The sequence below is a fragment of the Pseudomonas sp. TH41 genome (genome assembly GCF_016650695.1).
Lineage (GTDB): Bacteria > Pseudomonadota > Gammaproteobacteria > Pseudomonadales > Pseudomonadaceae > Aquipseudomonas.
On the sequence record NZ_JAEKFH010000001.1, the window covers coordinates 50,031 to 74,544 of the forward strand.

A 24,514-nucleotide genomic window follows, 5' to 3' on the forward strand; every position below is an offset into this window, starting at 1 on the left:
TTTTTTACCTGCCTGGATTGGGCAGTTTTTTATAGTCATTCAACAGATGGACGCGCCACAGGCGCAGGAAAAGAAGCGTTTTGAAGAAATCCACCGCAGCACCTAAAACAGTCGTCGTCCCGCTCTGGCGTCAACAATTGCACTACCGACTCAAGGAAGGTGCATTGATCGCCATCGGCGGCTTGTGCCTGTTCCTGATGATGGCTTTGTTGACCTACGGCAAGGACGATCCGGGCTGGAGCCATAACAGCAAAATCGACGATGTGCAGAACTTCGGTGGACCGGTCGGCTCCTACAGCGCCGATATTTTGTTCATGGTGTTGGGTTACTTTGCTTACATCTTCCCGTTGTTGCTGGCGATCAAGGCCTGGCAGATCTTCCGTCAACGCCACGAGCAGTGGCAGTGGAGCGGCTGGTTGTTCTCCTGGCGCCTGATCGGCCTGGTGTTCCTGGTGCTCTCGGGCGCGGCGCTGGCGCATATCCACTTTCATGCTGCCACGGGCCTGCCGGCCGGCGCGGGCGGCGCGCTGGGCGAAAGCCTCGGCGACCTGGCCAAGAACGCCCTGAATATTCAGGGCAGCACGCTGCTGTTCATCGCCCTGTTCCTGTTCGGCCTGACGGTGTTCACCGACCTGTCGTGGTTCAAGGTGATGGACGTCACCGGCAAGATCACCCTCGACCTGTTCGAACTGTTCCAGGGCGCGGCCAACCGCTGGTGGGCGGCCCGTGTCGAGCGCAAGCAGCTTGTTGCACAGCTGCGTGAAGTCGACGACCGCGTCCATGACGTGGTGGCCCCTACCGTTACCGACAAACGGGAGCAGGCCAAGGTCAAGGAGCGCCTGATCGAGCGTGAGCAAGCGCTGAGCAAGCACATGTCCGAGCGCGAGAAACAGGTGCCGCCAGTCATTGCGCCCGCGCCACCCAAGCCCGCCGCTCCCAGCAAACGTGTGGAACAAGAGAAACAGGCGCCGTTGTTCGTCGACAGCGCCGTCGAAGGCACCTTGCCGCCGATCTCGATTCTCGACCCGGCCGAAAAGAAACAACTCAACTATTCGCCTGAATCGCTGGCTGCGGTTGGCCACTTGCTGGAGATCAAGCTCAAGGAATTCGGTGTCGAAGTCTCGGTGGATTCGATTCACCCGGGCCCGGTGATTACCCGCTACGAGATTCAGCCGGCGGCCGGCGTCAAGGTCAGCCGCATTTCCAACCTGGCGAAAGACCTGGCGCGTTCCCTGGCCGTGACCAGCGTGCGGGTGGTGGAAGTGATTCCGGGCAAGACCACCGTCGGTATCGAAATTCCGAACGAAGACCGCCAGATCGTGCGCTTCTCTGAAGTGCTGTCGACGCCGGAGTACGACAACTTCAAGTCCCCGGTTACCTTGGCCCTGGGCCACGACATCGGCGGCAAACCAGTCATTACCGACCTGGCGAAAATGCCGCACTTGCTGGTGGCCGGTACGACCGGTTCCGGTAAGTCGGTGGGTGTGAACGCGATGATTCTGTCGATCCTGTTCAAGTCCGGCCCGGAAGACGCCAAGCTGATCATGATCGACCCGAAAATGCTTGAGCTGTCGATCTACGAAGGCATTCCGCACTTGCTGTGCCCGGTCGTGACCGACATGAAGGACGCGGCCAACGCCCTGCGCTGGAGCGTGGCGGAGATGGAGCGTCGTTACAAGCTGATGGCGAAAATGGGCGTGCGTAACCTGTCGGGCTTCAACGCCAAGGTCAAGGAAGCCCAGGACGCCGGCACGCCACTGACCGACCCGTTGTACAAGCGCGAAAGCATTCACGACGAAGCGCCGCTGCTGACCAAGCTGCCGACCATCGTCGTGGTGGTCGACGAATTCGCCGACATGATGATGATCGTCGGCAAGAAGGTTGAAGAACTGATTGCCCGTATCGCCCAGAAAGCCCGTGCTGCCGGTATCCACTTGATCCTCGCGACCCAGCGTCCGTCGGTGGACGTGATCACCGGTCTGATCAAGGCGAATATTCCGACGCGCATGGCATTTCAGGTATCGAGCAAGATCGACTCCCGGACCATCATCGACCAGGGCGGCGCCGAACAATTGCTGGGCCACGGTGACATGCTCTACATGCCACCGGGCACCAGTCTGCCGATTCGTGTCCACGGTGCTTTCGTCTCCGATGACGAGGTTCACCGGGTGGTCGAAGCCTGGAAACTGCGCGGTGCGCCGGAATACAACGACGAGATCCTCGCCGGTGTCGAAGAGGCGGGCAGTGGCTTTGAGAATGGCGGCGGTGGCGGCGATGACGATGCCGAAACCGATGCCCTGTACGACGAAGCGGTGCAGTTCGTTCTGGAAAGCCGTCGTGCGTCCATCTCTGCGGTTCAGCGCAAACTGAAGATCGGTTACAACCGCGCCGCGCGCATGATCGAAGCCATGGAAATGGCCGGGGTCGTGACGTCCATGAATACCAACGGTTCGCGTGAAGTCCTGGCCCCTGGCCCGGTGCGCGACTGATTTGAATTGAAAAAGGGTGGCGCCCATGCGCTGCCCGCACTCCCACGAATGTTATGAGGACTCCCATGCGTCTTATCCGCATGCTGTTGCTGCCGGTACTGGCTTTGACCACGCTCTCGGCCCACGCCGATGACAAGGACGTGGCACGTCTGACCCAACTGCTGGAAAAATCCAAGACCCTGACGGCGCGTTTCTCGCAGTTGACGCTCGATGGCAGCGGCACTCAGTTGCAGGAAACGGCAGGCGACATGTCGCTGCAGCGTCCGGGACTGTTCTACTGGCACACCAATGCGCCGGCTGAACAAACCATGGTCTCCGACGGCAAGAAAGTGACCCTGTGGGACCCGGATCTGGAGCAGGTCACCATCAAGAACCTCGATCAGCGCCTGACCCAGACGCCGGCACTGCTGCTGTCCGGCGACGTGTCCAAGATAAGCCAGAGCTTCGATATCAGCGCCAAGGAAGCGGGCGGTGTGATCGACTTCACCTTGAAGCCGAAAACCAAGGACACCCTGTTCGACAGCCTGCGCCTGTCGTTCCGCAATGGCCTGGTCAATGACATGCAACTGATCGACAGCGTCGGCCAGCGCACCAATATCCTGTTCACCGGGGTCAAGGCCAACGAGCCGATTCCGGCGTCCAAGTTCAAGTTCGACATCCCCAAGGGTGCCGACGTGATCCAGGAATAATACCTGTAGGAGCGAGCTTGCTCGCGATGGTCGTCAACGATAACACTGCGAGCCTGACACCCCGCGGCGTGCTCAGGTTCATCGCGAGCAAGCTCGCTCCTACACCGATCGGCATCAGGACCCCAGTGAGGTTTCATAAGCAGTGATGGACCTGTTTCGCAGTGCCCCGATAGCTCAGCCCTTGGCCGCCCGTTTGCGTGCGGCCAATCTGGACGAGTACGTCGGTCAGGAACACCTGCTCGCTCGCGGCAAGCCTTTGCGCGAAGCGCTGGAGCAAGGTGCCCTGCATTCGATGATTTTCTGGGGACCGCCGGGCGTGGGTAAAACCACCTTGGCGCGCCTGTTGGCGGAAGTCTCGGACGCGCACTTCGAAACGGTGTCGGCGGTACTGGCCGGTGTGAAGGAAATCCGTCAGGCGGTGGAAATCGCCAAGCAACAGGCCGGTCAGTACGGTAAGCGCACCATCCTGTTCGTCGATGAAGTGCATCGCTTCAACAAGTCGCAGCAAGACGCGTTCCTGCCCTACGTTGAAGACGGCACGCTGATTTTCATCGGCGCGACCACCGAAAACCCGTCGTTCGAACTGAACAACGCCTTGCTTTCCCGGGCCCGGGTTTACGTGCTCAAAAGTCTCGACGAAGCGGCGCTGCGCAAGTTGGTGCATCGCGCGCTGACCGAAGAGCGCGGCCTGGGCAAGCGGCAACTGACCCTCAGCGATGAAGGTTTCCAGATGCTGCTGTCCGCCGCCGATGGCGATGGCCGCCGATTGCTCAACCTGCTGGAAAACGCTTCGGATCTGGCGGAGGACAACAGCGAGATCGGCGTCGATTTGCTGCAAAGTCTGCTCGGTGATACCCGCCGGCGTTTCGACAAGGGCGGCGAAGCGTTCTACGATCAGATTTCCGCGCTGCATAAATCGGTGCGCGGCTCCAATCCCGACGGCGCGTTGTACTGGTTCGCGCGGATGATCGACGGCGGCTGCGATCCGCTGTACCTGGCCCGGCGCGTGGTGCGCATGGCCAGCGAAGACATCGGCAATGCCGACCCACGGGCCCTGAGCCTGTGCCTGGCCGCGTGGGAAGTGCAGGAGCGCCTCGGCAGCCCCGAAGGTGAACTGGCGGTGGCCCAGGCCATCACTTACCTGGCGTGCGCGCCGAAAAGCAACGCGGTGTACATGGGATTCAAAGCGGCAATGCGCAGCGCCACCGAACACGGATCACTGGAGGTGCCGCTGCACCTGCGCAATGCGCCGACCAAGCTGATGAAACAGCTGGGTTATGGCGACGAGTACCGTTATGCCCATGATGAGCCGGATGCCTACGCCGCTGGCGAAGACTATTTCCCGGAAGAACTTGAGCCACAACCGTTTTATCAGCCGGTGCCCCGTGGCCTGGAGCTGAAGATTGGCGAGAAGCTTAACCACCTCGCACAACTTGACCGTTTAAGCCCCCGGCAGCGGAGAAAATAGTGATTCGAACTATTCTTGCGGTGTCCGTGGCCGGTATCGCTGGTACATTATTGCGTTTCGCCGCGAGCAACTGGGTCAGCGCCAACTGGCCCCGGCATTTTTATTTTGCGACGCTGGCTGTCAATCTGGTGGGCTGCTTGATCATCGGTTTGCTCTACGGGCTGTTTCTGACGCGCCCGGAAGTGCCGATCGAAATCCGCGCCGGTCTGATTGTCGGTTTTGTAGGCGGTCTGACGACCTTTTCATCCTTTTCACTGGATACGCTGCGCCTGTTGGAAAGCGGGCAGGCACCGATAGCCTTCGGTTATCTGGCCATTAGCGTATTCGGCGGGCTGCTCGCCACCTGGGCTGGCCTATCCTTGACCAAACTTTGATAACGAGAGACCGACATGCTCGATTCCAAACTGTTGCGTAGCAACCTTCAGGACGTAGCGGACCGCCTGGCATCCCGTGGCTTTGCCCTGGATGTTGCGCGCATCGAAGCGCTGGAAGAACAGCGCAAGACCGTCCAGACCCGCACCGAGGCATTGCAGGCTGAACGTAATGCACGCTCCAAATCCATCGGTCAGGCCAAGCAGCGCGGCGAAGACATTGCGCCGTTGATGGCTGACGTCGAGCGCATGGCGGACGAACTGAGTGCCGGTAAAGTCGAGCTGGACGCCATCCAGACCGAACTGGATTCGATCCTGCTCGGCATCCCGAACCTGCCACACGAATCCGTGCCGGTCGGCAAAGATGAAGAAGACAACGTCGAAGTACGCCGTTGGGGCACCCCGACCACGTTTGATTTCCCGGTTCAGGACCACGTCGCCCTGGGCGAGAAGTTCGGCTGGCTGGACTTCGAAACCGCCGCCAAGCTGTCCGGCGCACGCTTCTCGCTGCTGCGTGGCCCTATCGCCCGTCTACACCGCGCCCTGGCGCAGTTCATGATCAACCTGCACACCAGCGAACACGGTTACGAAGAGGCTTACACGCCTTATCTGGTCCAGGCGCCGGCGCTGCAAGGTACGGGGCAGCTGCCGAAGTTTGAAGAAGACCTGTTCAAGATTGCTCGCGAAGGCGAAGCCGATCTGTACCTGATCCCGACGGCTGAAGTGTCGCTGACCAACATCGTGGCGGGCGAGATCGTCGATTCGAAACTGCTGCCGATCAAGTTCGTTGCGCACACGCCGTGCTTCCGCAGTGAAGCCGGTGCATCGGGTCGCGATACGCGCGGCATGATTCGTCAGCACCAGTTCGACAAAGTCGAGATGGTCCAGATCGTGGAACCGTCGACGTCGATGGAAGCGCTGGAAGGCCTCACCGCCAACGCCGAGAAGGTCCTGCAACTGCTGGAATTACCTTACCGCACGATTGCACTGTGCACCGGCGACATGGGCTTCAGCGCGGTCAAGACTTACGACCTGGAAGTGTGGGTCCCGAGCCAGGACAAGTACCGCGAGATTTCGTCGTGCTCCAACTGCGGCGATTTCCAGGCCCGTCGTATGCAAGCTCGTTTCCGTAACCCGGAAACCGGTAAGCCAGAACTGGTTCACACCCTGAACGGTTCCGGCCTGGCCGTCGGTCGTACCTTGGTCGCCGTGCTGGAAAACTACCAGCAGGCCGACGGTTCGATCCGTGTGCCAGACGTGCTGAAACCGTATATGGGTGGCCTTGAGGTCATCGGCTAAATGGACTATCTGCCGCTGTTTCATAACCTTCGCGGCAGTCGTGTGTTGGTCGTCGGTGGGGGGGAGATTGCCTTGCGCAAATCCCGCCTGCTGGCCGAAGCCGGTGCGCTGCTGCGGGTGGTCGCACCTGAAATCGAACCGCAACTGCGTGAGCTGGTTGTCGGCAGCGGTGGCGAGTGCCTGTTGCGTGGCTACGTCGAAGCGGATCTGGACGGTTGCGGGCTGATCATTGCCGCCACCGACGATGAGCCATTGAACGCGCAGGTGTCCGCCGATGCTCATCGGCGTTGCGTGCCGGTCAACGTGGTGGATGCGCCTGCGCTGTGCAGCGTGATCTTCCCGGCGATCGTCGACCGTTCCCCTCTGATTATTGCCGTCTCCAGTGGCGGCGATGCGCCGGTGCTGGCGCGGTTGATCCGCGCCAAACTGGAAACCTGGATTCCGTCCTCATACGGGCAACTGGCGGGGCTGGCAGCGCGTTTTCGCAGCCAGGTCAAACGCCTGTTTCCGGATGTGCAGCAGCGTCGGGCATTCTGGGAAGATGTGTTCCAGGGCCCGATTGCCGACCGGCAACTGGCCGGGCAGGGCGCTGAAGCCGAGCGTTTGATGCTGGCAAAAATCAACGGCGAAGCCCCTGTCTCCACGGGCGAAGTCTATTTGGTGGGCGCCGGGCCGGGCGATCCGGATCTGCTGACCTTCCGCGCCTTGCGGTTGATGCAGCAAGCCGATGTGGTGCTATACGACCGCTTGGTGGCGCCCGCGATTCTGGATTTGTGCCGTCGCGATGCCGAGCGGGTCTATGTCGGCAAGCGTCGCGCCGATCACGCCGTGCCTCAGGATCAGATCAACCAGCAACTGGTGGATCTGGCCAAACAGGGTAAGCGCGTCGTGCGGTTGAAGGGCGGTGATCCGTTCATTTTCGGCCGTGGCGGTGAAGAGATCGAAGAGCTGGCGGCCCATGGCATCCCGTTCCAGGTCGTGCCGGGTATCACGGCGGCCAGCGGTTGCGCGGCGTATGCCGGAATTCCGCTGACGCATCGTGATTACGCGCAGTCCGTGCGTTTCGTCACCGGGCACTTGAAGGATGGCTCCACTGATTTGCCGTGGGCAGACCTCGTCGCGCCTGCGCAAACCCTGGTGTTTTACATGGGGCTGGTGGGCTTGCCGATTATTTGCGAACAGTTGATCAAGCATGGTCGCGGGGCGGATACCCCGGCGGCGTTGATTCAGCAGGGCACCACGGTTAATCAGCGGGTGTTTACCGGCACCCTGGCCGACCTTCCACGGCTGGTGGCGGAGCATGAAGTGCATGCGCCGACGTTGGTGATTGTTGGGGAAGTGGTGCAACTGCGCGAAAAATTGGCGTGGTTTGAAGGGGCTCAGGCGCAAGTCTGAAAACCGGGTCGCCTCATTCGCGAGCAAGCCCGCTCCCACAAGGGATTTGTGAACGACACAAATCAAATGTGGGAGCGGGCTTGCTCGCGAAGAGGCCCTCAAAACCTGCACACCTCTCAGGCCCTGCGCCAAACCCCTTTCCCGCTCAACCGCGCCCGATCATGGGTAGCCGAGAAATCCTGCGCTGGCCCTTTCGGCACAATCCCGGTCGGGTTGATGGTCTTGTGGCTGCCGTAGTAGTGATGCTTGATGTGGGTGAAGTCCACTGTCTCGGCAATCCCCGGCCACTGATAGATCTCCCGCAGCCAATTCGACAGGTTCGGATAATCGACAATCCGCCGCAGGTTGCATTTGAAGTGCCCGTGATACACCGCATCAAAGCGAATCAGCGTAGTGAACAGCCGAATGTCCGCCTCGGTCAGGTATTCGCCCACCAGATAGCGATTGGCGCCGAGCAGCGCTTCCAGTCGATCCAGTTCTGCAAACAACCCATCGAATGCCTCTTCATACGCCTTCTGCGAGGTCGCAAACCCGGCACGGTAGACACCGTTGTTCACCGCCGGATAAATCCGTTCGTTCAGTGCGTCGATTTCGCCGCGCAGGGGGGCAGGGTAGAAGTCCAGTTCATTGCCGGTCAGGCCATCGAACGCGCTGTTGAACATGCGGATGATCTCCGCCGATTCATTGTTGACGATGCGATTCTGCTGTTTGTCCCAGAGCACCGGCACAGTGACGCGACCGGTGTAGTCGGCGGTATCGGCGGTGTAGCGCTGGTGCATGAAAGTGAAGTGGTCGAGCTTGTCGCCGGTCGAGCCGAGGTTCTGGTCGAAGGTCCAGCCGTTTTCCAGCATCAGCCAGCTGACCACCGAGACGTCGATCAGGCTGTCGAGGCCTTTGAGTTTGCGCAGGATCAGCGTGCGATGGGCCCACGGACAGGCGAGGGACACGTAGAGGTGATAGCGACCGGCCTCGGCGGCAAAGCCACCGACGCCGCTCGGGCCAGGCGCGCCGTCGACGGTCAGCCAATTACGACGCTGCGCCTGTTCACGCTGGAACGCGCCATCTTTGCTGCTTTCGTACCACTGGTCATGCCAGCGACCTTCAACTAACAAACCCATGTCCAAGACTCCTCAACCGATAAGCGTTGGAACCGAGTCTATGCGCATAGGTTCGAACAAATAGCGCAAAGGTTGGGCGGTTATGATCGGTTAAATCGATCTGTCTCGGGCGTCCCAATACTGCTGCGCGGTTTTGAAGGCTTGTTCACGAGCCTGGCCAAGGCCGCGCAAGGCCAGGGCGATGGTCGAAATCAGCGCCATTTGCGGGTAGCTGTCGACCACATCGCCGCGCCACACGGCTTTCAAATGCTCAGGCTCAAGCGAGGCGGGTTTGACGTGGCGCTGGCTCGACAGCTGCGGCCATTCCTCATCCCAGCTTTCGCCGCCGGTGGTGCCGTACAAGTGGCTGTCGGTGTCCGGATTGATTTCGATCTCGCCACCATCGCCTTTCACCACAATCGCGGTGTCACCGAGCAAGCCGCTGGCATCGCGATGCACAGCCTGATAGCCGGGGTGGAAAATGCTTTGCAGGCCGCAGCGAGCGTTCAACGGATTGAGAATCCGCGTCAGCGAATGAATCGGCGAACGCAGGCCCAGGGTATTGCGCAAGTCGATCATGCGCTGCAGTTGCGGCGCCCAATCCACCAGCGGCATGAACGCCAGCCCCCCGTTATCGAGTGCCGATCCGACCTGTTGCCAGTTACGGCACAACCGGATCTTCAATTCGTCCAGCAGTTGTTCGCTGTACAGCCGACCCGCCGTGTGCGCGCCGCCGCCGTGCATGAAAATCCGCACGCCGTTTTGCGCCAGGCACTTGGCGGCCAGCAGATACCACGGCAAGTGGCGCTTCTTGCCGGCGTACGTCGGCCAGTCCAGGTCGACATTTAGCGTGGGGGCGTGCAGACGCTCACGCAAGGCTTGGGTGAACCCGGCCATTTCCTCGGCGCTTTCTTCCTTGTGCCGCAACAGCATCAGAAACGCGCCGAGCTGGGTGTCCTCGACCTTCTCGTCGAGCACCATGCCCATGGCTTCGCGGGCTTCCTCGCGGGTCAGGTCGCGGGCGCCGCGTTTGCCTTTGCCGAGGATCCGCACGAACTGGGCGAACGGGTGCTCGGCGGGCGTTTCGAGGGTCAGTGCGGGATAGTCGGTCATAAACAATTCGTCGGTTTGGGCAGGCCCGCCAGTTTCGCGGCGAGTTTGGCAGGGGTGCCTTTGAACAGTCGGTTCAGGTGCAGGCTGTTGCCTTTGAGCGGGCCCAGCTTCGTTGCCGTGTACTTGATCAACGGGCGGGTGGCCGGGGACAGCTGGAATTCGGCGTAGAAGCTGCGCAGCAGTTCGAGGATTTCCCAGTGTTCGGGGCTTAATTCGATGCCTTCGGCGGCGGCCAGGGCGGTGGCCACGTCGTTAGACCAGTCGCTGAGTTCGACCAGAAATCCGTCCTTGTCCAACGGGATGGCGCGAGCGCCGACCGTGAGGGAATTCATAGCCAACTGTTGACCTTGTCGTAGTGAATCGACAGCTCGACGAAGGCCGGGTAATCGATAGCCTTGGCCGTGTCAGGAATATCCAGAGCGCGAGCCTGGGCGTCTTCGGCCAGTACGAACAACGTCGGGCGCCGGGCGTTCAGCGCATTGAAGGGGGCGGTGCCCGGTTGCAAGGCATACACCGCGTCGCCCGTCAGCAATAGGGCATCGTTTGCGCCAATGACGCGCAGGCAACTGGTCAGGCGATCGTCGCCGAACGGGGAATGAGACAACACATGCAAAGTCGACATCAGAGGGTGATCACCTGGTCGTAGCGGTCAATAAGTGCAGTGATTTCGAGGGCGGCCAACACTTGAGCGTCTTCGAGCGCCAAACCTTTCGGGTCCAGACCGCGGGCTGCAGCGCTGTCGCCACAGACAAACAGGTCTTCAACACCGAACATCGGCAAGGCTTGCAGGTTGGCGCTCAGGTCCTTCTGTTGCAGGGCCTTGGCGTCCTGTTTCGTGGCGAGCTGGAACACCCCGTCATCGAGAAACAGCAGGCCAATCGGCAAATCGAAGGCGCCGCCGGCCAGCACGATGTCCAGCGCTTCCCGTGCGTTCGGCCCGGACCATGGCGCCTGACGGCTGATGATCAGCAAGGATTTAGGCATTTCAAGCGCCTCCGAAACAGATCAGGCGGTCAGCGTCCTGCACCGCGTCATGTAACTGGCCGAGGCCGGACAATTCCCACGGCGCGCTCACCGCAACGGCTTCACGCTGATAACGTCCGGCTTCCTCTTCATTCAATACGCCTCGGCGCAGGGCGGCAGCGATGCAGACGACGCCGTCCAGTTGGTGTTCGATGACAAAGGCACGCCATTGCTTGGGCAGGTCCAGCTCATCCTGAGGCGTGACCACGCTACCGGAGGCGTTGTAGACGCCGTCCTGATAGAAAAACAGCCGGACAATCTCATGCCCGCCGGCCAGCGCGGCCTGGGCGAACAACAAGGCGCGGCGCGAGGAGGGCGCATGGGCGGCGGAAAACAGCGCGATGGCGAACTTCATGACGGACTCGATCAGCAAAACTGCGGCCATGATAAAGCTTTATCGCCAACGCGGCGAAGGGGTGTTTGCCGTGAAGGCAATCTACCTGCTGTACACCATCCCCTGTAGGAGCGAACTCGCTCGCGAAAACCCTGAGAACGCCTGGGGGTGTCAGGTTTGCAGCGTTATCGTTGACGACCATCGCGAGCGAGCTCGCTCCTACAAAGGGGACTGGTAGTCTCCGCTTAACGCGGCATGTAGCCCAACTGCCAACGCCGCGGAATCTTCAGCGACAGCAACCCCAGTGCACCCGCCAGCAACCCGCTGGCAAACAACGCCTTGAGCCCAAGGTGATGTTCCAGCACAGCGCCAAGCACCGCGCCGGCAAACATGCCCGTCCAGGGGATCAGCTGAACCCGCCAGCCATTGCGCCGCTCGCCGAGCATCCAGCGCCCCAGTCCACGGCCGAAGCGCGACAGGGCGCCAGTGACGTAAGTGAGGCCGACCGGCAGGCCGTTCACTTCTTCCACCGCCGCATTGAGCATGCCCATGGCAATGATCGCCGCCAGCAACGCCGGCAGTTGTTCGTCATAAGGCCAGGCTGCAGCGCCGCAGAGCAGCGTGGCGATGCACAGCAACAAGGGCAGCGCGCGCCGCCCGCCGAGACGGCTGACGACGATGCCCACGGCATTGCCGATGATGAAAGTGGCCACAAGGACCAGCAGGCGCAAGGTCAGCCCGACGTTGCCGTCGCTGATCGCGACAGCAAGGCGCGTGGTGTTGCCGCTCATGAACGAAACGAAATCGCCACTGGCCATGAAACCGATGGCGTCGGTCATGCCGGCGAGCACCGAGAGGCTGGCGACCAGCGACAGGCCGATGCGTCCGCGCCATTTCTGCGTGTGCAGATGACCCGGACTGGCGCGGTGACTGGAGAGTGAAGGCAGCATCGGTGTTGGCATCCTTGAGCGGTGACGGTTACTTGCTTAGTCCATATAACTCGCAATACTCCAGCCAGTCCATGCCGGCCATTTCGGCCACTTCCTTGTGCACTTCCAGGCGTTGGGCCTGATAGTCCTCGGCCGTGGTCGCCGTCAGCTGCAGCGTCAGTTCCCAGGCAAACAAGCCCAGACGCTCGGCCTCGGCTTCGAAGGCTTCGTGCAAGCGCTCGTCGCGGTACTGCGCCGCCGTTTCGCCCTTGGCTTGAGCCAACAGCGGATTGAGGTTGTCGAGCTCAGCGCGCAGCTCAGGGCGCGCATCGAGAAACGTCTTCAGCGCCTGCTCGTGTTGCTGTTCGGTTGCCGCCATGGTCGCTCCTTGAGGCCCGGGTTACGCAGATTGCTTCTTGGCTTTGGCTGCAGCGGCCAGGCACTCGAGCGCAAACTGCTCGGGGTAAGTCATCTGGATCGGGGTAGTTTCGCCTTTGACGGTTCTTTCGCCGTCGAGGATGTAACGAATCCGCTTGTCGGTGACACCGATTCGCTTGGCGATCCAGGAAGGCGTCTGACCGATTTGGCTGATCAGCTTGTCAGCGTATTCAGCAGTCGGTTTGTAAAACTCGGCGTTGGGTGTCATGGCCTTTCCAGAAAAATGAGCCCGGGAAAATGGGCGATGTGGCATTAATGGCGCAACAGGGTGCGCGAATCGTCACGCGGTGTCGCGGTATAAATGAAGTAAAGCAGAACGATACGCCGTGCCACGGTGATACAGTCCGCTTTTTTATTGATGAGCGAACGCAATGCGAATTCTGATGGTGGCGCTGGCCGTAACGTTGCTGGCGGGATGTGCGGGTTCGGTGATGGATAGTGCCCGCACTGGAGCCCCGTACAAAACCCTGAACTCGGACAAGCCGGAAAAAGACGTCGCTCAGTGCGTGCAGTTTTCCTGGCAGGACGAGGCAGTGTTTGGCGTCGATGCAGGCGCGTACTTGCAACCGGGCAAGAAGGGCGGCTCCACCGTTTACACGCGTTCGGCAGAATCTTTTGTGGACGTGACCACCGATGCTTCAGGCACGGTGTTGAGCTACTACGCACAGCACGATGACTTTGTCGCCAAGCGCCGATTGGCGGCCCTCGCGACCTGTCTCTAAACCATTGTAGGAGCGAGCTTGCTCGCGATGGTGTGTCAGACACATAGCAGTCGACTGACACACCATCGCGAGCAAGCTCGCTCCTACAGAGGTTATGCGTCGTTGGTCAGACGCTTCTGGAAAAAGAAGCGCTTGTGCCCCGGCGGATAGTCAACGATCTGGCCCAGCTCGCTGTAGCCGAGTTTCTTGTAAAACCCTGGCGCCTGGAAGTCGAAGGTGTCGAGCCAGATCCCGACGCATTCCTTCTCCCGCGCCAGCGCTTCGGCCATCTGCATCAACTTCGAGCCTATGCCCTGGCCACGGCCCTGTTCCGGCACCGACAGCAATTCGATAAACAGCCATTGGTAAAACACCCGGCCATACAGACCGCCGAGAATCTCGTCGTGTTCGTCGCGGACCAGCAAGGCAATCGGCTCTGGGACGGTGACGCCGGCTTTTGAGGTGTTATAGGCACGCAATGGCAGCAGGATCGCTTGCCGCTCTTCATCCGTGGGATCTTGCGACTGTTCGATTCGCAGGTTCATCAGCTAAATCCTTATGGCTATGAGGGGACAACATTCCCAAGCCTATCGCGGCCAGCGGTCGTTGTTCCAGTCTCTCTGGCGGAACCGCCGTTCACGCGCAGATGTCTAGCCTTTACAGCGTCATTCCAGAACGCGGCCAACGAGGACATCCCGTGAATATTTTTGAAGCTCTGCGCGAAAGCCATGACCGCCAACGCTCCTACGCCGATGCGCTGATCCAGACCAGCGGCGACACCCCGGAACGGGTCGAGGCTTATAAACAACTCAAGTCCGAACTCCAGGCTCACGAAACTGCTGAAGAACGGCATTTCTACATCCCGCTGATGGAGTTCGATAACGGTGTCGACCTCAGTCGCCATGGGATTTCCGAGCATCATGAGATGGACGAAATGATGGAAGAACTGGACGAGACCGAGATGTCCAGCCCGGCCTGGCTGGCGACGGCGAAGAAGCTGTCCGAAAAGGTTCATCACCACTTGAAAGAGGAAGAACAGAAGTTCTTCCAAATGGCTGGCAAGTTACTCGACGACAAACAGAAGGAGACGCTCGCCGGGCAGTATGTGAAGGAGTACAAGGCGCAGCTTTCTTGAGCGCGTTTTTCGCTTACTATTCGGGCCTTCTGACGAAATAAGGACGCGTTGTCATGTCGAACACAGCCGAGCGGGTCAACCTCATCGAGTCTCAGGTGTTGTCCCACGACTGGTACTTGCTCAAGAAAATCACCTTTGATTACCAGCGCAACAACGGCGAATGGCAACGTCAGACCCGTGAGGTCTACGACCGAGGCAATGGCGCGGCGATTTTGTTGTTCAACCGGGAACAGAAAACCGTCGTCCTGACCCGGCAATTCAGATTGCCGGTGTTCGTCAACGGCGACGACGGATTGCTGATCGAAGTGGCGGCGGGGCTGCTCGAGGGGGCCGCGCCTGAAGAGCGTATTCGCGATGAAGCGGAGGAGGAAACCGGTTACCGCGTGCACCATGTGCAGAAGGTATTCGAGGCCTACATGAGCCCGGGTTCGGTGACCGAAAAGCTGCACTTTTTTATCGCCGAATACGACGCCGCTTCGAAGGTCAGCGAAGGGGGCGGGCTGGAGGAGGAAACAGAAGAGCTGGAGGTGCTGGAGTGGACCTTCGATGAAGCGCTTCAAGCGTTTTATCGCGGGGAAATCTGCGATGCCAAGACCATCATGTTGCTGCAGTACGCGGCGATGAAAAACATCTTTGCCTGAACCTGATACTCCCGTTACCTGTAGGAGCGAGCTTGCTCGCGATGGACGTAAACGATGACGGTTACTGCCTGGATGAACGCCGCGCCCTGACGTCCATCGCGAGCAAGCTCGCTCCTACACAAAGATCAAAAGCCTTCCAGGCGGCCGGTTTCGCCCTGTTGCCCGCCTTCCAGCGTCAGCAACAACGCTTTCGCCTCAAGCCCCCCGGCAAACCCTGTCAACTTCCCCGACGCACCAATCACCCGATGACAGGGTGCAACAATCGAAATCGGATTCTTGCCATTCGCCGCGCCCACCGCCCGGACCGCACCGGGGTTGCCGATTTGCTCGGCAATCTGGCTATAACTGCGGGTCTCGCCGAACGGAATCGTCAGCAGCGCCGCCCAGACCTTTTTCTGAAAATCCGTCCCGGCAAAATCCAGTTCAAGTTCAAAACAATCGCGCGTTCCGGCGAAGTACTCCTTCAACTGTTGTGCGGTGCGCACCAGGATCGGGTTCTCCGGGGCCTCGCTCATCGGGCCAAGCCGTACCCGGTTCGGTTTGTCGTTTTCCCAGAGGATGGCGACCAGTCTCGAGCCATTCGCTACCAGCTTTAGCTCACCCACCGGGGAGGCGAGGAAGGTGTAGGTGAAAGACATGCCGGCGGACTCCGCAGAAGTGCTGAATGGGGCAAGCATACTGCCTCGACGGGGAGGCGCAATACGCAATCCGAGCCATACTTGCCTCTGCTCTTGAACCGTTCCCTCTGTTTTTGTACAGAGCCTAAAAACAAAAAGAGACCGACTCATGACGTTCGAACCTTTTGCCAAATCCCTGATTGCGACCTCATTGGCGCTCAGCTGCCTCAGTACATACGCGGCCTCTGTGGCCCCGGTCGCCGCCGAAAACGGCATGGTGGTCACCGCCCAGCATCTGGCCAGCCACGTGGGCGTGGATGTGCTCAAAGACGGTGGCAACGCCGTCGATGCCGCCGTCGCGGTGGCTTATGCGTTGGCGGTGGTATACCCCGCGGCGGGCAACCTGGGTGGCGGTGGTTTCATGACCATTCAGTTGGCGGATGGACGCAAGACCTTCCTCGACTTCCGCGAAAAAGCGCCGCTGGCCGCAACCGCGAACATGTACCTCGACAAGGAGGGCAACGTCGTCCCGGACCTGAGTACGCGCGGCCATTTGGCCGTCGGTGTGCCGGGCACCGTGTCTGGCATGGAACTGGCGCTGTCGAAATACGGCACTAAACCTCGCAAAGATGTGATCGCCCCGGCCATCAAGCTCGCCGAAGACGGCTTCGTGCTGGAACAAGGCGATGTCGATTTGCTGGATTACGCCACCGACGTGTTCAAGAAAGACATCAAGGATTCCGGCGCGATCTTCCTGAACAACGGCGAGCCGATGCAGGTCGGCCAGAAACTGGTGCAAAAGGACCTGGGCAAAACCCTGCGGGAAATCTCCGAGAAGGGTGCCGATGGTTTCTATAAAGGCTGGGTCGCCGACGCTATCGTCACCTCCAGCCAGGCCAACAAGGGCATCATCACCCAGGCTGACCTCGACAAATACAAGACCCGCGAACTGGCGCCGATTGAGTGCGATTACCGTGGCTACCACGTAGTCTCGGCACCGCCGCCAAGCTCCGGCGGGGTAGTGATCTGCGAGATCATGAACATCCTCGATGGCTACCCGATGAAAGACCTGGGTTACCACTCGGCCCAGGGCATGCACTACCAGATCGAAGCCATGCGCCACGCTTATGTGGATCGCAACAGCTACCTCGGCGACCCGGACTTCGTCAAAAACCCGATCGCGCACCTGCTGGACAAAAACTACGCCACCAAACTGCGTACCGCTATCCAACCGCAAAAGGCTGGCGTGTCCCGCGAGATCAAACCCGGCGTAGCGCCGCATGAGGGCAGCAACACCACGCACTTCTCCATCGTCGACAAATGGGGGAATGCGGTGTCGATGACCTACACCCTCAACGACTGGTTCGGTGCCGGCGTCATGGCCAGCAAAACCGGGGTGATCCTCAACGATGAAATGGACGACTTCACCTCGAAAATCGGCGTGCCGAACATGTACGGCCTGGTGCAAGGCGAGGCCAATGCCATCGCTCCCGGCAAGGCACCGCTGTCGTCCATGAGTCCGACCATCGTCACCAAGGACGGTAAAGTCGTGATGGTCGTCGGCACTCCCGGCGGCAGTCGCATCATCACCGCCACCTTGCTGACCATGCTTAACGTGATCGACTACGGGATGAACATCCAGGAAGCGGTCGATGCACCGCGTTTCCACCAGCAATGGTTGCCGGAAACAACCAACCTGGAAACCTTCACCACCAGTCCGGATACGGTGAAAATTCTGGAAAGCTGGGGCCACAAGTTTGCCGGTCCCCAAGACGCCAACCATGTGGCGGCGATTCTCGTCGGAGCGCCTTCGCTGGAAGGCAAACCGGTGGGCAAGAACCGTTTCTATGGTGCGAACGATCCGCGTCGTAATACCGGGTTGTCACTCGGTTACTGAGGCAGATCCGGGGCCACCCAAATTCGTGAGGATGGCCCTGATCCTGTAGGAGCTGCCGAGCCTGCGAGGCTGCGATCTTTTGATCTTGGTTTTTGGTGCCCTTGAAGACGCTAAAGATCAAAAGATCGCAGCCTGCGGCAGCTCCTACACGTTAAAAGCGGAACGGATTCGAAATCCGTTTCCGATCCACCGACCTATCAAGGAAGGAACCATGACTACCGCACTGCTGATCATCGATGTCCAACAAGGTTTGTGCGCTGGCAAATACGAATGCTTTGATATCCGGCGCGTCATAGAAAACATTAATGGCCTGAGCGCCAGGGCCCGCGAAGCCGGCGTTCCGGTGATCTTTATCCAGCACGAGGAGGATGACCTGCTGAAGCACGGTTCCGAAGACTGGCAACTGGCCGGAGGCCTGGAAACGTCACCTATAGACTTACGTGTGCGCAAAACCACCCCGGATTCGTTCTACCGGACCGACCTGCAAAAGCTGTTACTCAAGGAAGAGGTCGAACGCCTGATCATCTGCGGCCTGCAAACCGATTATTGCATTAACGCTACCGTGCGACAGGCGCTCCAACTGGGGTACGACGTGGTACTCGCGGCTGACGCGCATTCCACCGTCGATAACGGCAACCTCACCGCCGAAGACATCATTGCCGAGCACAACAAGGATTTGGCGCACCTGACAGGCGCCGTATCACGAATTGACGTGATGCCCGCCAAGGAAATCCGCCTCTGAAATCACCACCAACCCCTGTGGCGAGGGAGCTCTGTGGCGAGCGAGCTTGCTCGCACCGGGTTGCGTAGCAGTGAAGTCAGTCGTTTGCACCGTTACGCGGGTCCGAAAACATCGATCAATTCAGTCAGGAAAGCGCTCACCAGATCCCGCTGGCGCGCCGAATGCCTGACGGCCGCATGAAAGCCGACCTCATAGCGCAGCCGTTCAGGGTTGAGCGGGTGCAATTGCCCAAGCTGCTCATGCTTCGCCGCATAGTGCTGCGGCAAAAAGCCCAGGTGCTGGCCCGACAGAATGAGCAGGGCGGCACCGTCCATGCTGTCGGTCAGTACCGTCAAGCGCTCGATGGACGCGGGTGCAGGCATTTCCGGCAGGGGGTGGCTGGGCCATACCCAGTCGTATTCACCGACATCCTCTCGGGTCAGGTCACCGACGTGGCCGAACAGCGGGTGAGTGGGGGCGCAATAGGCGATCTGGGTTTCCTGGAACAACGGAAAGTAATCAATGCTGGGCAAGCGGTGCCAGAAATAACCAATTGCCAGATCGATGTGGCTGTTGATGATTTTTTCTTCCAGCAGTGATGACGACAGCTCCGTGAAGTGGAAATACAAGCCCTCATGCCGGGCCCTTAAACGTGCAATGGCCAGGGCGATTTTCTCGTTGGCAGCCGGATCGATTTGACCGAGCAGGCCAATGTTGATGTTGCCGGAGACTTTACGATTGATGTGCTGGACTTCTACCCGGAAGCCTTCTGCAGCCGCCAGTAACCGACGGGCTGCGTCGACAAACTGGGCACCCTTGGGCGTCACCGAAAATCCGCCGCGCCCACGCTCGCACAGACGAAATCCGACTCGCGCTTCCAGCGTCGCCAACTGCGCGCTGATGGTCGGCTGGGTGGTGTTGAGCGCGTTCTGCGCGGCCGAGATCCCGCCCGCCTCAACGACGGTCAAAAATACCCGGATCAAACGAAGATCCAGTTCCGATACCGTTCCCAGCATGCGTTCCTCCGATGCTCAATCACATAGACGCTAATCTATGTAAACAGTGCGCCTGCGATATTTTACAGCCCTGACCAACGCCATACATTGCAGTGAAACCAGCGTCATCGTTAGCTTTTTCTGGAGTTTCACCTGATCTGAACGTCGAACTGGCAGCTTCACCCCCAAAAAAAACAATTATTCACACAGGAAAAATCCTATGTCAGGGTCCCCTCTTTCTGCGCAAGCCGCCGAGGCGAGCAGCGGGTTGGCCATCGAAGGCCACTCGATCGATTACATCCCGGAAAATGAACGTCACGCCAAGCTCAGCAGCCAGGGCCCTTTCTGGTTTTTAGGCAACTTTCACTTCTTCACCATTTCCATCGGTTTTGTCGGCCCCAGCCTCGGATTGTCCGCGTTGTGGACGATGTTGGCCGGTGCGCTCGGTATCATGTTCGGCACCATTTTCATGGCCTTCCACGGTTCGCAAGGCCCTGAAATGGGCTTGCCGCAAATGATCCAGTCCCGTGCCCAGTTTGGTTATCGCGGGGTGATCCTGGCCTTGATGGCGACGATGTTCGTGTTCGTCGGTTTCAACGTGGTGAACATCTCGTTGATCATGAACGGCCTCGAGCATGTGTTTGGCATCGATCCGACCGTTGTTGCCGTGGCGGTGGTGCTGATCGGTGCGCTGCTGTCGATCTACGGTCATGACCTGATGCACAAAGCCTTCAAGTGGGCGTTGCTCGCCACCTTGCCGCTGTATGCGCTGGTCACCATTGCGCTGATGTTCGGCGCAGGCCAGGAGGGCGTTACGCCCGCGACCGACCTGGGTTTCAATTGGGTTGCGTTTGCCACCCTGTTTGCCATCGGCGCGAGCTACAACATCTCCTATGCGCCCTATGTCTCTGACTATTCCCGTTACCTGCCGAAAAACACCAGCCGGCCGAAACTGATCGCCGCGGTGTTCATCGGGGCATCGTTGTCGGGCAGTTGGATGATCGGCCTCGGCGCCTGGCTCGCACAGCAGTTGAAAGCGGCGGATGCGCTGGTGGCACTGAATCAGGTTGGTTCCTCGATGATTCCTGGCCTGGGCAACGTGTTGGTGATTGTCTCGGTGGCGGGCTTCCTGCCGATCATCGCGCTCAACACCTACAGCGCCATGCTGACGTTGCTGACGGGTGCCGACTCGATCAAAAAAATCACGCCGACCCCTCGCGCCCGAGTGATGTCGATCTCGGTGATCAGCGCCATTCTGTTGACCTGCGTGCTGTCGATCAAAGGCGACGGCATCGCCCTGTTGAACACCTTCCTGGTACTGCTGTTGTACTTCCTCGTGCCATGGACTGCCGTCAATCTGGTCGACTACTTCTTCGTGCGCAAAGGCCGTTACGCGATCCCGCACTTCTTCACGCCGAAGGGTATTTATGGCGCCTGGCAATTTCGCGGCATCGTTTCCTATCTGATCGGTTTCGCTGCGATGGTGCCGTTCTTCTACATATTTGATGCCGCCGCCAACAAAGAGGTATTCGTCGGGCCACTGGCGCGCATGCTGGAGGGCGTGGACATCGCCTGGCTGGTGGGTCTGGTGGTGTCGGGCCTGACTTACTACCTCCTCAGCCGGTCGATCGACCTTGAATACGAACGGCGGATCATCGACTCGATGACAGAAAGCGACATTGTCGCCATGGCCCATCAACCTGTGGAGGCGGGGCGTTGAACACTGCAAAAAATACCGTGGTCGCCTGCTGCCAGGTGGCGCCAAAAATAGGCGACCTGGCCTTCAACCGGACGCTGACCGAACGAGCGATCCGTTCGGCGGCACTCCGGGGTGCTCAAGTGGTGGTGTTGCCCGAACTGGTCCAGAGCGGCTACCTGTTCGCTGACCGCCATGAAGCGCTGTCCTTATCCGAAACCGCCGACGGGCCCACCTTGCGCCTGTGGCAGGCGCTGGCTCGAGAACTGAACATCGTTGTGGTGGGCGGGTTTTGCGAGCGGCTGGAAGGCGATCAACTGGCCAACAGCGCCGCGATGATCGATGCCCAAGGCCTGCGCGCGGTGTACCGCAAAGCGCATCTGTGGGATGCCGAGAATGAAATCTTCAGCGCCGGCAATGACGCACCGCCCGTTGTCGAAACGGTGCACGGACGAATCGGCATGCTGATTTGCTACGACCTCGAATTCCCCGAGTGGGTGCGCCTGCCGGCACTGGCCGGCGCAGACCTGCTGTGCGCGCCGGTCAACTGGCCCGATGGGCCTCGGCCGCCAACGGAGCGCCCGACGGAGGTCGTGCGGGTTCAGGCCAATGCATCGGTAAACCGGATGTTCATCGCCGCGTGTGACCGGCATGGTCACGAGCGCGGGGTCAGTTGGGTGCAGGGCTCAGTCATCGTCGACGCCGATGGTTATCCGCTCGCAGGACCGGCCGAGCAGGGCGGCGAGCAGATGTTGTTGGCGACGCTGAATCTCGCTGAAGCGCGTAATAAACGCATCAGCGAGCGTAATGACTTACATCAGGATCGGCGATCCGAGTTGTATGGATAGATCGCCTTCGTACCTCAGGCGTCAGAAGTAGTACCCAATGTTGACGTTGGTCCGGTAGTACCAACTATTGCTGCCAATTGAGCTGGTGTTGGTAAAGCCAGTGCCGTTTTCCGCGCCGCCGTAGGGGTTGGCGTTTTTCGCCCAGGTCAGGTCGACCCAGGCCATGATCGGCATGGCCAGGAACTGTGCGCCGACGGTGTACATCTGCGAGTCGTCCCAGTCTTTCTGGTCTTTCATCATGCGGCTGTAGTCGTTGTAGAGCCTGATCTTCTTCAACTGCCCCAGTTTTGGTGTGGGGATGTCGTAGCTGACGTTCAGCGAGCCAATGGTGGCTTTTGCGGCAATCAGGTACGCGGGCGTCAGGCCGTTACCGCCCATCAGCACCGAGTCGTTGCTGACACCGGCGGGGTTTTTCGGGTCGTACTCGTAGCGAATGCCCTGCGTGCTGACGGTCCATGGGCCAGCGTTGATGATGGCGTGAATGCCGCCGGCCCAGTAGTCGCCATCGTCTTTGGTGGTGTCGTTGTACAGCTGGGCGGCGGCCACCGAGGCGCCTACTTCAGCTTTCCAGCCGTCGTTGATAAAGGTCCGCGCCACCCGGGCATTGACCTGGTTGTGCTTCTCGTTGTCCTGGCGTGACTGGGTGAAGGGGATCGCATTGTCCTTGAGGTCGGCAAAACGCCCGACTTCCGGCGAGTAGCGAATATCGGAAGGCAACATGCGCGGGAAGAAGCCCAGTTGCACATCCCAGTCCTGATCCTTGTAGCTGTACTTCAAACCGGTACCGGCGCTGACGCCGTAACCCATGAAGAAGGGCAGGTGATAACTCCAACCGAATTGTGGGTACGGTTCCAGGCCGAATGGCTTGAGCGGTGCGCCCAGTTGCAGGTTTGAATTACTGTTCAGGCGATAGCCGACGAAGCCGCGGTCGATGGAGCGTTTGCCGTCATCCTGGAACCAGTAGCCGACGTCACTGAACAGGTTTTTGTAGGTCGCTTGTACGTCGAGGCGAAAGGTGTCGAAAAGAAACCTGCCGTTGTTTTCGGTGGTGTCCCAATGCTCGTCGCGGTAGTTGGTCCGCAAGGCACCGCCGATATCCAGGCTGCTTTCACCATCATCACTGCGCCAGGCGATATGCGGAAAAGGCTTTTTAGCGGTGCTCGATGTCTCGGGTGCAGCGGGGCCGGGTTCGCCTGCGAAGCTGACGCAACTGCTCATCATCAGCCCCAGACATATAACGTACTTCTTCATGTTGAACTCCCCTGCAAAGTTGTGCCCTACAAAGCGATCGGCAACACTTTTCCGCTGCCATTTAAAGTGGCAATGGGCGGATGACTTTCAGTGTTTCGGTACTTGAGTGCGTTTTTGTTTTTACTGTTTCGTAGGTGATACGGCGTATGACATATGAACTTATTATTTATAGAGCAGAAACTATGCCAACTGCTGAGTACGGTCTGTGATCGATAATAAATCTATATAAAACAATTGTTTATATGGGAAACACGTTTTCTTGTGTTGCCCGTGAAACGCGGGCTCCAGCGAGTAACGAAACTGCACGTTAACTGTGCGTCTTTACTCGACGGCCCATAAAAAAGGCCGACAATAATGTCGGCCTGTTTAACGTGTGAAATTAAATCCAAGTGTTATATATCAAGCACCAGTCGCCGACTTTTGCATCCCGATACACACACCATCATCGATTTATTTGCTGCACGTTCGGCTTTGGTCAATACGCCATCGCGGTGGTCGATGTCACCTTCCAGCACACGTGTTTCGCACGAACCACACACCCCTTCGCGGCAGCTGTATTCGATGTCGCAGCCAGCTTCAAGCAAGACGTCGAGCAAACTTAAACCTGGCTCGATCGACAGCGTCTTGCCGGATTTTTTCAGCTCGACGCTATAGCTACTCTGCGCGTCTTCGGACGGTGGCAGCTCGGCCGCGGCGAAGCGCTCGATGTGGGCATGCGGGTAACCGAGGCCTTCGCAAGTGCTTTCGAACGCATCGAGCATCGGCGTCGGGCCGCAGCAATAAAAGTGCGTATCGCCGGGCTGATCCGCCAGATACGCGGTCAGGTTGGGCGGCACGCCTTTTTCGTCGTTGAAGTGGTAAACCACTTTGGCATCCAGGCCGCTGAGCTCTTCCACCAGTGCGGCTTCCTGCCGCGAACGGGCGCAGTAGATCAGCTCGGCGGATTTTCCCAGCGCCAGCAGCTGGCGGAACATGCAGTAGATCGGCGTGATGCCGATACCGCCAGCCACCAGCACGCTGTGTTTGGCACTCAGGTCGAGCTGAAAGTTGTTGCGCGGCGACGAGATCGTCAGCTGCATGCCGACCCGAAATTGCCCGTGCACATATTCCGAGCCGCCACGGCTGTTGCGGTCACGCAGGATACCAACCACATAACGGCCCTGATCGCTCGGCGAGTTGAGTAGCGAGTAGCTGCGCACCAGGCCATTGGGCAAATGCAGGTCAATGTGCGAGCCAGCTTCAAACGGGGCGAAGACCGTGTCGCCAAACGGTCGCAACTCGACGCTGATAATGCCTTCGGCTTCATAGCGCAGGGTATGCACGCGAGCGGTGATGGGGGAAGAATGGGACATGGGTCACCTCTTTTC

General features: G+C 59.3%; 27 protein-coding genes. 13 read left to right on the forward strand and 14 right to left on the reverse strand.

Annotation, left to right across the window (positions count from 1 at the left end; all coding sequences use genetic code 11):
• Positions 1-80: 80 nt before the first annotated feature.
• The 6 genes from JFU37_RS00225 to cysG all read left to right on the forward strand — a co-directional run bounded on the left by JFU37_RS00225 (position 81) and on the right by cysG (position 7,711).
• Entirely contained in the window at positions 81-2,489 is a 2,409-nt protein-coding gene (locus JFU37_RS00225; RefSeq protein ID WP_201111709.1) for a DNA translocase FtsK, read from the forward strand.
• A 65-nt stretch (positions 2,490-2,554) separates the two neighbouring features.
• A complete protein-coding gene (gene lolA / locus JFU37_RS00230; protein WP_201111711.1) occupies positions 2,555-3,178 on the forward strand; it encodes an outer membrane lipoprotein chaperone LolA in 624 nt (207 codons plus the stop codon).
• A 145-nt stretch (positions 3,179-3,323) separates the two neighbouring features.
• Positions 3,324-4,646: a replication-associated recombination protein A gene (locus JFU37_RS00235; RefSeq protein ID WP_027925133.1), complete on the forward strand. Its 1,323-nt coding sequence runs from the start codon at positions 3,324-3,326 to the stop codon at positions 4,644-4,646.
• A complete protein-coding gene (gene crcB / locus JFU37_RS00240; RefSeq protein ID WP_201111713.1) occupies positions 4,646-5,020 on the forward strand; it encodes a fluoride efflux transporter CrcB in 375 nt (124 codons plus the stop codon). The genes JFU37_RS00235 and crcB overlap by 1 nt, the downstream gene beginning before the upstream one ends.
• Before the next feature lie 15 nt (positions 5,021-5,035).
• A complete protein-coding gene (gene serS / locus JFU37_RS00245; protein ID WP_201111715.1) occupies positions 5,036-6,316 on the forward strand; it encodes a serine--tRNA ligase in 1,281 nt (426 codons plus the stop codon).
• Positions 6,317-7,711 carry a siroheme synthase CysG gene (gene cysG, locus JFU37_RS00250; protein WP_201111717.1) on the forward strand — a complete coding sequence of 465 codons (1,395 nt, stop codon included), beginning with the start codon at positions 6,317-6,319 and terminating at the stop codon, positions 7,709-7,711.
• A gap of 116 nt (positions 7,712-7,827) precedes the next feature.
• Here the strand turns inward: cysG and JFU37_RS00255 are convergent, their stop codons facing one another.
• The 9 genes from JFU37_RS00255 to JFU37_RS00295 form a co-directional block, all read right to left on the reverse strand.
• Positions 7,828-8,829 carry a glutathione S-transferase family protein gene (locus tag JFU37_RS00255; protein ID WP_201111719.1) on the reverse strand — a complete coding sequence of 334 codons (1,002 nt, stop codon included), beginning with the start codon at positions 8,827-8,829 and terminating at the stop codon, positions 7,828-7,830.
• A 90-nt stretch (positions 8,830-8,919) separates the two neighbouring features.
• Positions 8,920-9,921 (reverse strand): glycosyl transferase family protein, encoded by a 1,002-nt coding sequence (locus JFU37_RS00260; protein WP_201111722.1) that lies wholly within the window; start codon positions 9,919-9,921, stop codon positions 8,920-8,922.
• Positions 9,918-10,253 carry a TusE/DsrC/DsvC family sulfur relay protein gene (locus tag JFU37_RS00265; protein ID WP_201111723.1) on the reverse strand — a complete coding sequence of 112 codons (336 nt, stop codon included), beginning with the start codon at positions 10,251-10,253 and terminating at the stop codon, positions 9,918-9,920. Before JFU37_RS00265 ends, JFU37_RS00260 begins: the two co-directional genes overlap by 4 nt.
• Positions 10,250-10,543, reverse strand: a complete 294-nt coding sequence (tusB, locus tag JFU37_RS00270) for a sulfurtransferase complex subunit TusB (RefSeq protein ID WP_201111725.1) — start codon at positions 10,541-10,543, stop codon at positions 10,250-10,252. The genes JFU37_RS00265 and tusB overlap by 4 nt, the downstream gene beginning before the upstream one ends.
• On the reverse strand, positions 10,543-10,905 hold the full coding sequence (gene tusC, locus JFU37_RS00275) for a sulfurtransferase complex subunit TusC (protein WP_201111727.1): 363 nt from the start codon (positions 10,903-10,905) through the stop codon (positions 10,543-10,545). The genes tusB and tusC overlap by 1 nt, the downstream gene beginning before the upstream one ends.
• Before the next feature lies 1 nt (position 10,906).
• Positions 10,907-11,299 (reverse strand): sulfurtransferase complex subunit TusD, encoded by a 393-nt coding sequence (tusD, locus tag JFU37_RS00280; RefSeq protein WP_201112593.1) that lies wholly within the window; start codon positions 11,297-11,299, stop codon positions 10,907-10,909.
• Positions 11,300-11,523: 224 nt separating this feature from the next.
• A complete protein-coding gene (locus tag JFU37_RS00285; RefSeq protein WP_201111729.1) occupies positions 11,524-12,228 on the reverse strand; it encodes a YoaK family protein in 705 nt (234 codons plus the stop codon).
• Between the two features lie 28 nt (positions 12,229-12,256).
• Positions 12,257-12,586: a DUF6388 family protein gene (locus JFU37_RS00290; protein ID WP_201111731.1), complete on the reverse strand. Its 330-nt coding sequence runs from the start codon at positions 12,584-12,586 to the stop codon at positions 12,257-12,259.
• A 21-nt stretch (positions 12,587-12,607) separates the two neighbouring features.
• Positions 12,608-12,853 carry a hypothetical protein gene (locus tag JFU37_RS00295; RefSeq protein ID WP_092269990.1) on the reverse strand — a complete coding sequence of 82 codons (246 nt, stop codon included), beginning with the start codon at positions 12,851-12,853 and terminating at the stop codon, positions 12,608-12,610.
• A gap of 163 nt (positions 12,854-13,016) precedes the next feature.
• Here JFU37_RS00295 and JFU37_RS00300 point away from each other — a divergent pair, with 163 nt between their 5' ends.
• Entirely contained in the window at positions 13,017-13,367 is a 351-nt protein-coding gene (locus tag JFU37_RS00300; RefSeq protein ID WP_201111733.1) for a hypothetical protein, read from the forward strand.
• A 92-nt stretch (positions 13,368-13,459) separates the two neighbouring features.
• On the opposite strand, the gene JFU37_RS00305 is transcribed toward JFU37_RS00300, so the two are convergent.
• Entirely contained in the window at positions 13,460-13,891 is a 432-nt protein-coding gene (locus tag JFU37_RS00305) for a GNAT family N-acetyltransferase (RefSeq protein WP_201111735.1), read from the reverse strand.
• A gap of 152 nt (positions 13,892-14,043) precedes the next feature.
• Here JFU37_RS00305 and JFU37_RS00310 point away from each other — a divergent pair, with 152 nt between their 5' ends.
• Together JFU37_RS00310 and JFU37_RS00315 are read left to right on the forward strand one after the other, a co-directional pair.
• Complete coding sequence (locus JFU37_RS00310) at positions 14,044-14,481, forward strand: hemerythrin domain-containing protein (RefSeq protein ID WP_201111737.1); 438 nt, start codon at positions 14,044-14,046, stop codon at positions 14,479-14,481.
• A 53-nt stretch (positions 14,482-14,534) separates the two neighbouring features.
• Positions 14,535-15,122 (forward strand): NUDIX domain-containing protein, encoded by a 588-nt coding sequence (locus JFU37_RS00315; RefSeq protein WP_201111739.1) that lies wholly within the window; start codon positions 14,535-14,537, stop codon positions 15,120-15,122.
• Between the two features lie 125 nt (positions 15,123-15,247).
• On the opposite strand, the gene JFU37_RS00320 is transcribed toward JFU37_RS00315, so the two are convergent.
• Complete coding sequence (locus JFU37_RS00320; RefSeq protein WP_201111741.1) at positions 15,248-15,760, reverse strand: methylated-DNA--[protein]-cysteine S-methyltransferase; 513 nt, start codon at positions 15,758-15,760, stop codon at positions 15,248-15,250.
• 148 nt (positions 15,761-15,908) lie between these two features.
• Here JFU37_RS00320 and ggt point away from each other — a divergent pair, with 148 nt between their 5' ends.
• Positions 15,909-17,636: a gamma-glutamyltransferase gene (gene ggt / locus JFU37_RS00325; protein ID WP_201111743.1), complete on the forward strand. Its 1,728-nt coding sequence runs from the start codon at positions 15,909-15,911 to the stop codon at positions 17,634-17,636.
• A gap of 211 nt (positions 17,637-17,847) precedes the next feature.
• Positions 17,848-18,378 carry a cysteine hydrolase family protein gene (locus JFU37_RS00330; RefSeq protein ID WP_201111745.1) on the forward strand — a complete coding sequence of 177 codons (531 nt, stop codon included), beginning with the start codon at positions 17,848-17,850 and terminating at the stop codon, positions 18,376-18,378.
• A 92-nt stretch (positions 18,379-18,470) separates the two neighbouring features.
• On the opposite strand, the gene JFU37_RS00335 is transcribed toward JFU37_RS00330, so the two are convergent.
• Positions 18,471-19,373: a LysR family transcriptional regulator gene (locus JFU37_RS00335; RefSeq protein WP_201111747.1), complete on the reverse strand. Its 903-nt coding sequence runs from the start codon at positions 19,371-19,373 to the stop codon at positions 18,471-18,473.
• Between the two features lie 199 nt (positions 19,374-19,572).
• Here JFU37_RS00335 and JFU37_RS00340 point away from each other — a divergent pair, with 199 nt between their 5' ends.
• Both JFU37_RS00340 and JFU37_RS00345 read left to right on the forward strand, forming a co-directional pair.
• Complete coding sequence (locus tag JFU37_RS00340; protein WP_201111749.1) at positions 19,573-21,072, forward strand: purine-cytosine permease family protein; 1,500 nt, start codon at positions 19,573-19,575, stop codon at positions 21,070-21,072.
• Positions 21,069-21,896, forward strand: a complete 828-nt coding sequence (locus JFU37_RS00345) for a nitrilase family protein (protein WP_201111751.1) — start codon at positions 21,069-21,071, stop codon at positions 21,894-21,896. Before JFU37_RS00340 ends, JFU37_RS00345 begins: the two co-directional genes overlap by 4 nt.
• A 21-nt stretch (positions 21,897-21,917) precedes the next feature.
• Here JFU37_RS00345 and JFU37_RS00350 read toward each other — a convergent pair whose 3' ends face one another.
• Positions 21,918-23,147: a hypothetical protein gene (locus JFU37_RS00350; RefSeq protein ID WP_201111753.1), complete on the reverse strand. Its 1,230-nt coding sequence runs from the start codon at positions 23,145-23,147 to the stop codon at positions 21,918-21,920.
• 392 nt (positions 23,148-23,539) lie between these two features.
• Positions 23,540-24,499 carry a PDR/VanB family oxidoreductase gene (locus tag JFU37_RS00355; RefSeq protein WP_201111755.1) on the reverse strand — a complete coding sequence of 320 codons (960 nt, stop codon included), beginning with the start codon at positions 24,497-24,499 and terminating at the stop codon, positions 23,540-23,542.
• Positions 24,500-24,514: the final 15 nt, after the last annotated feature.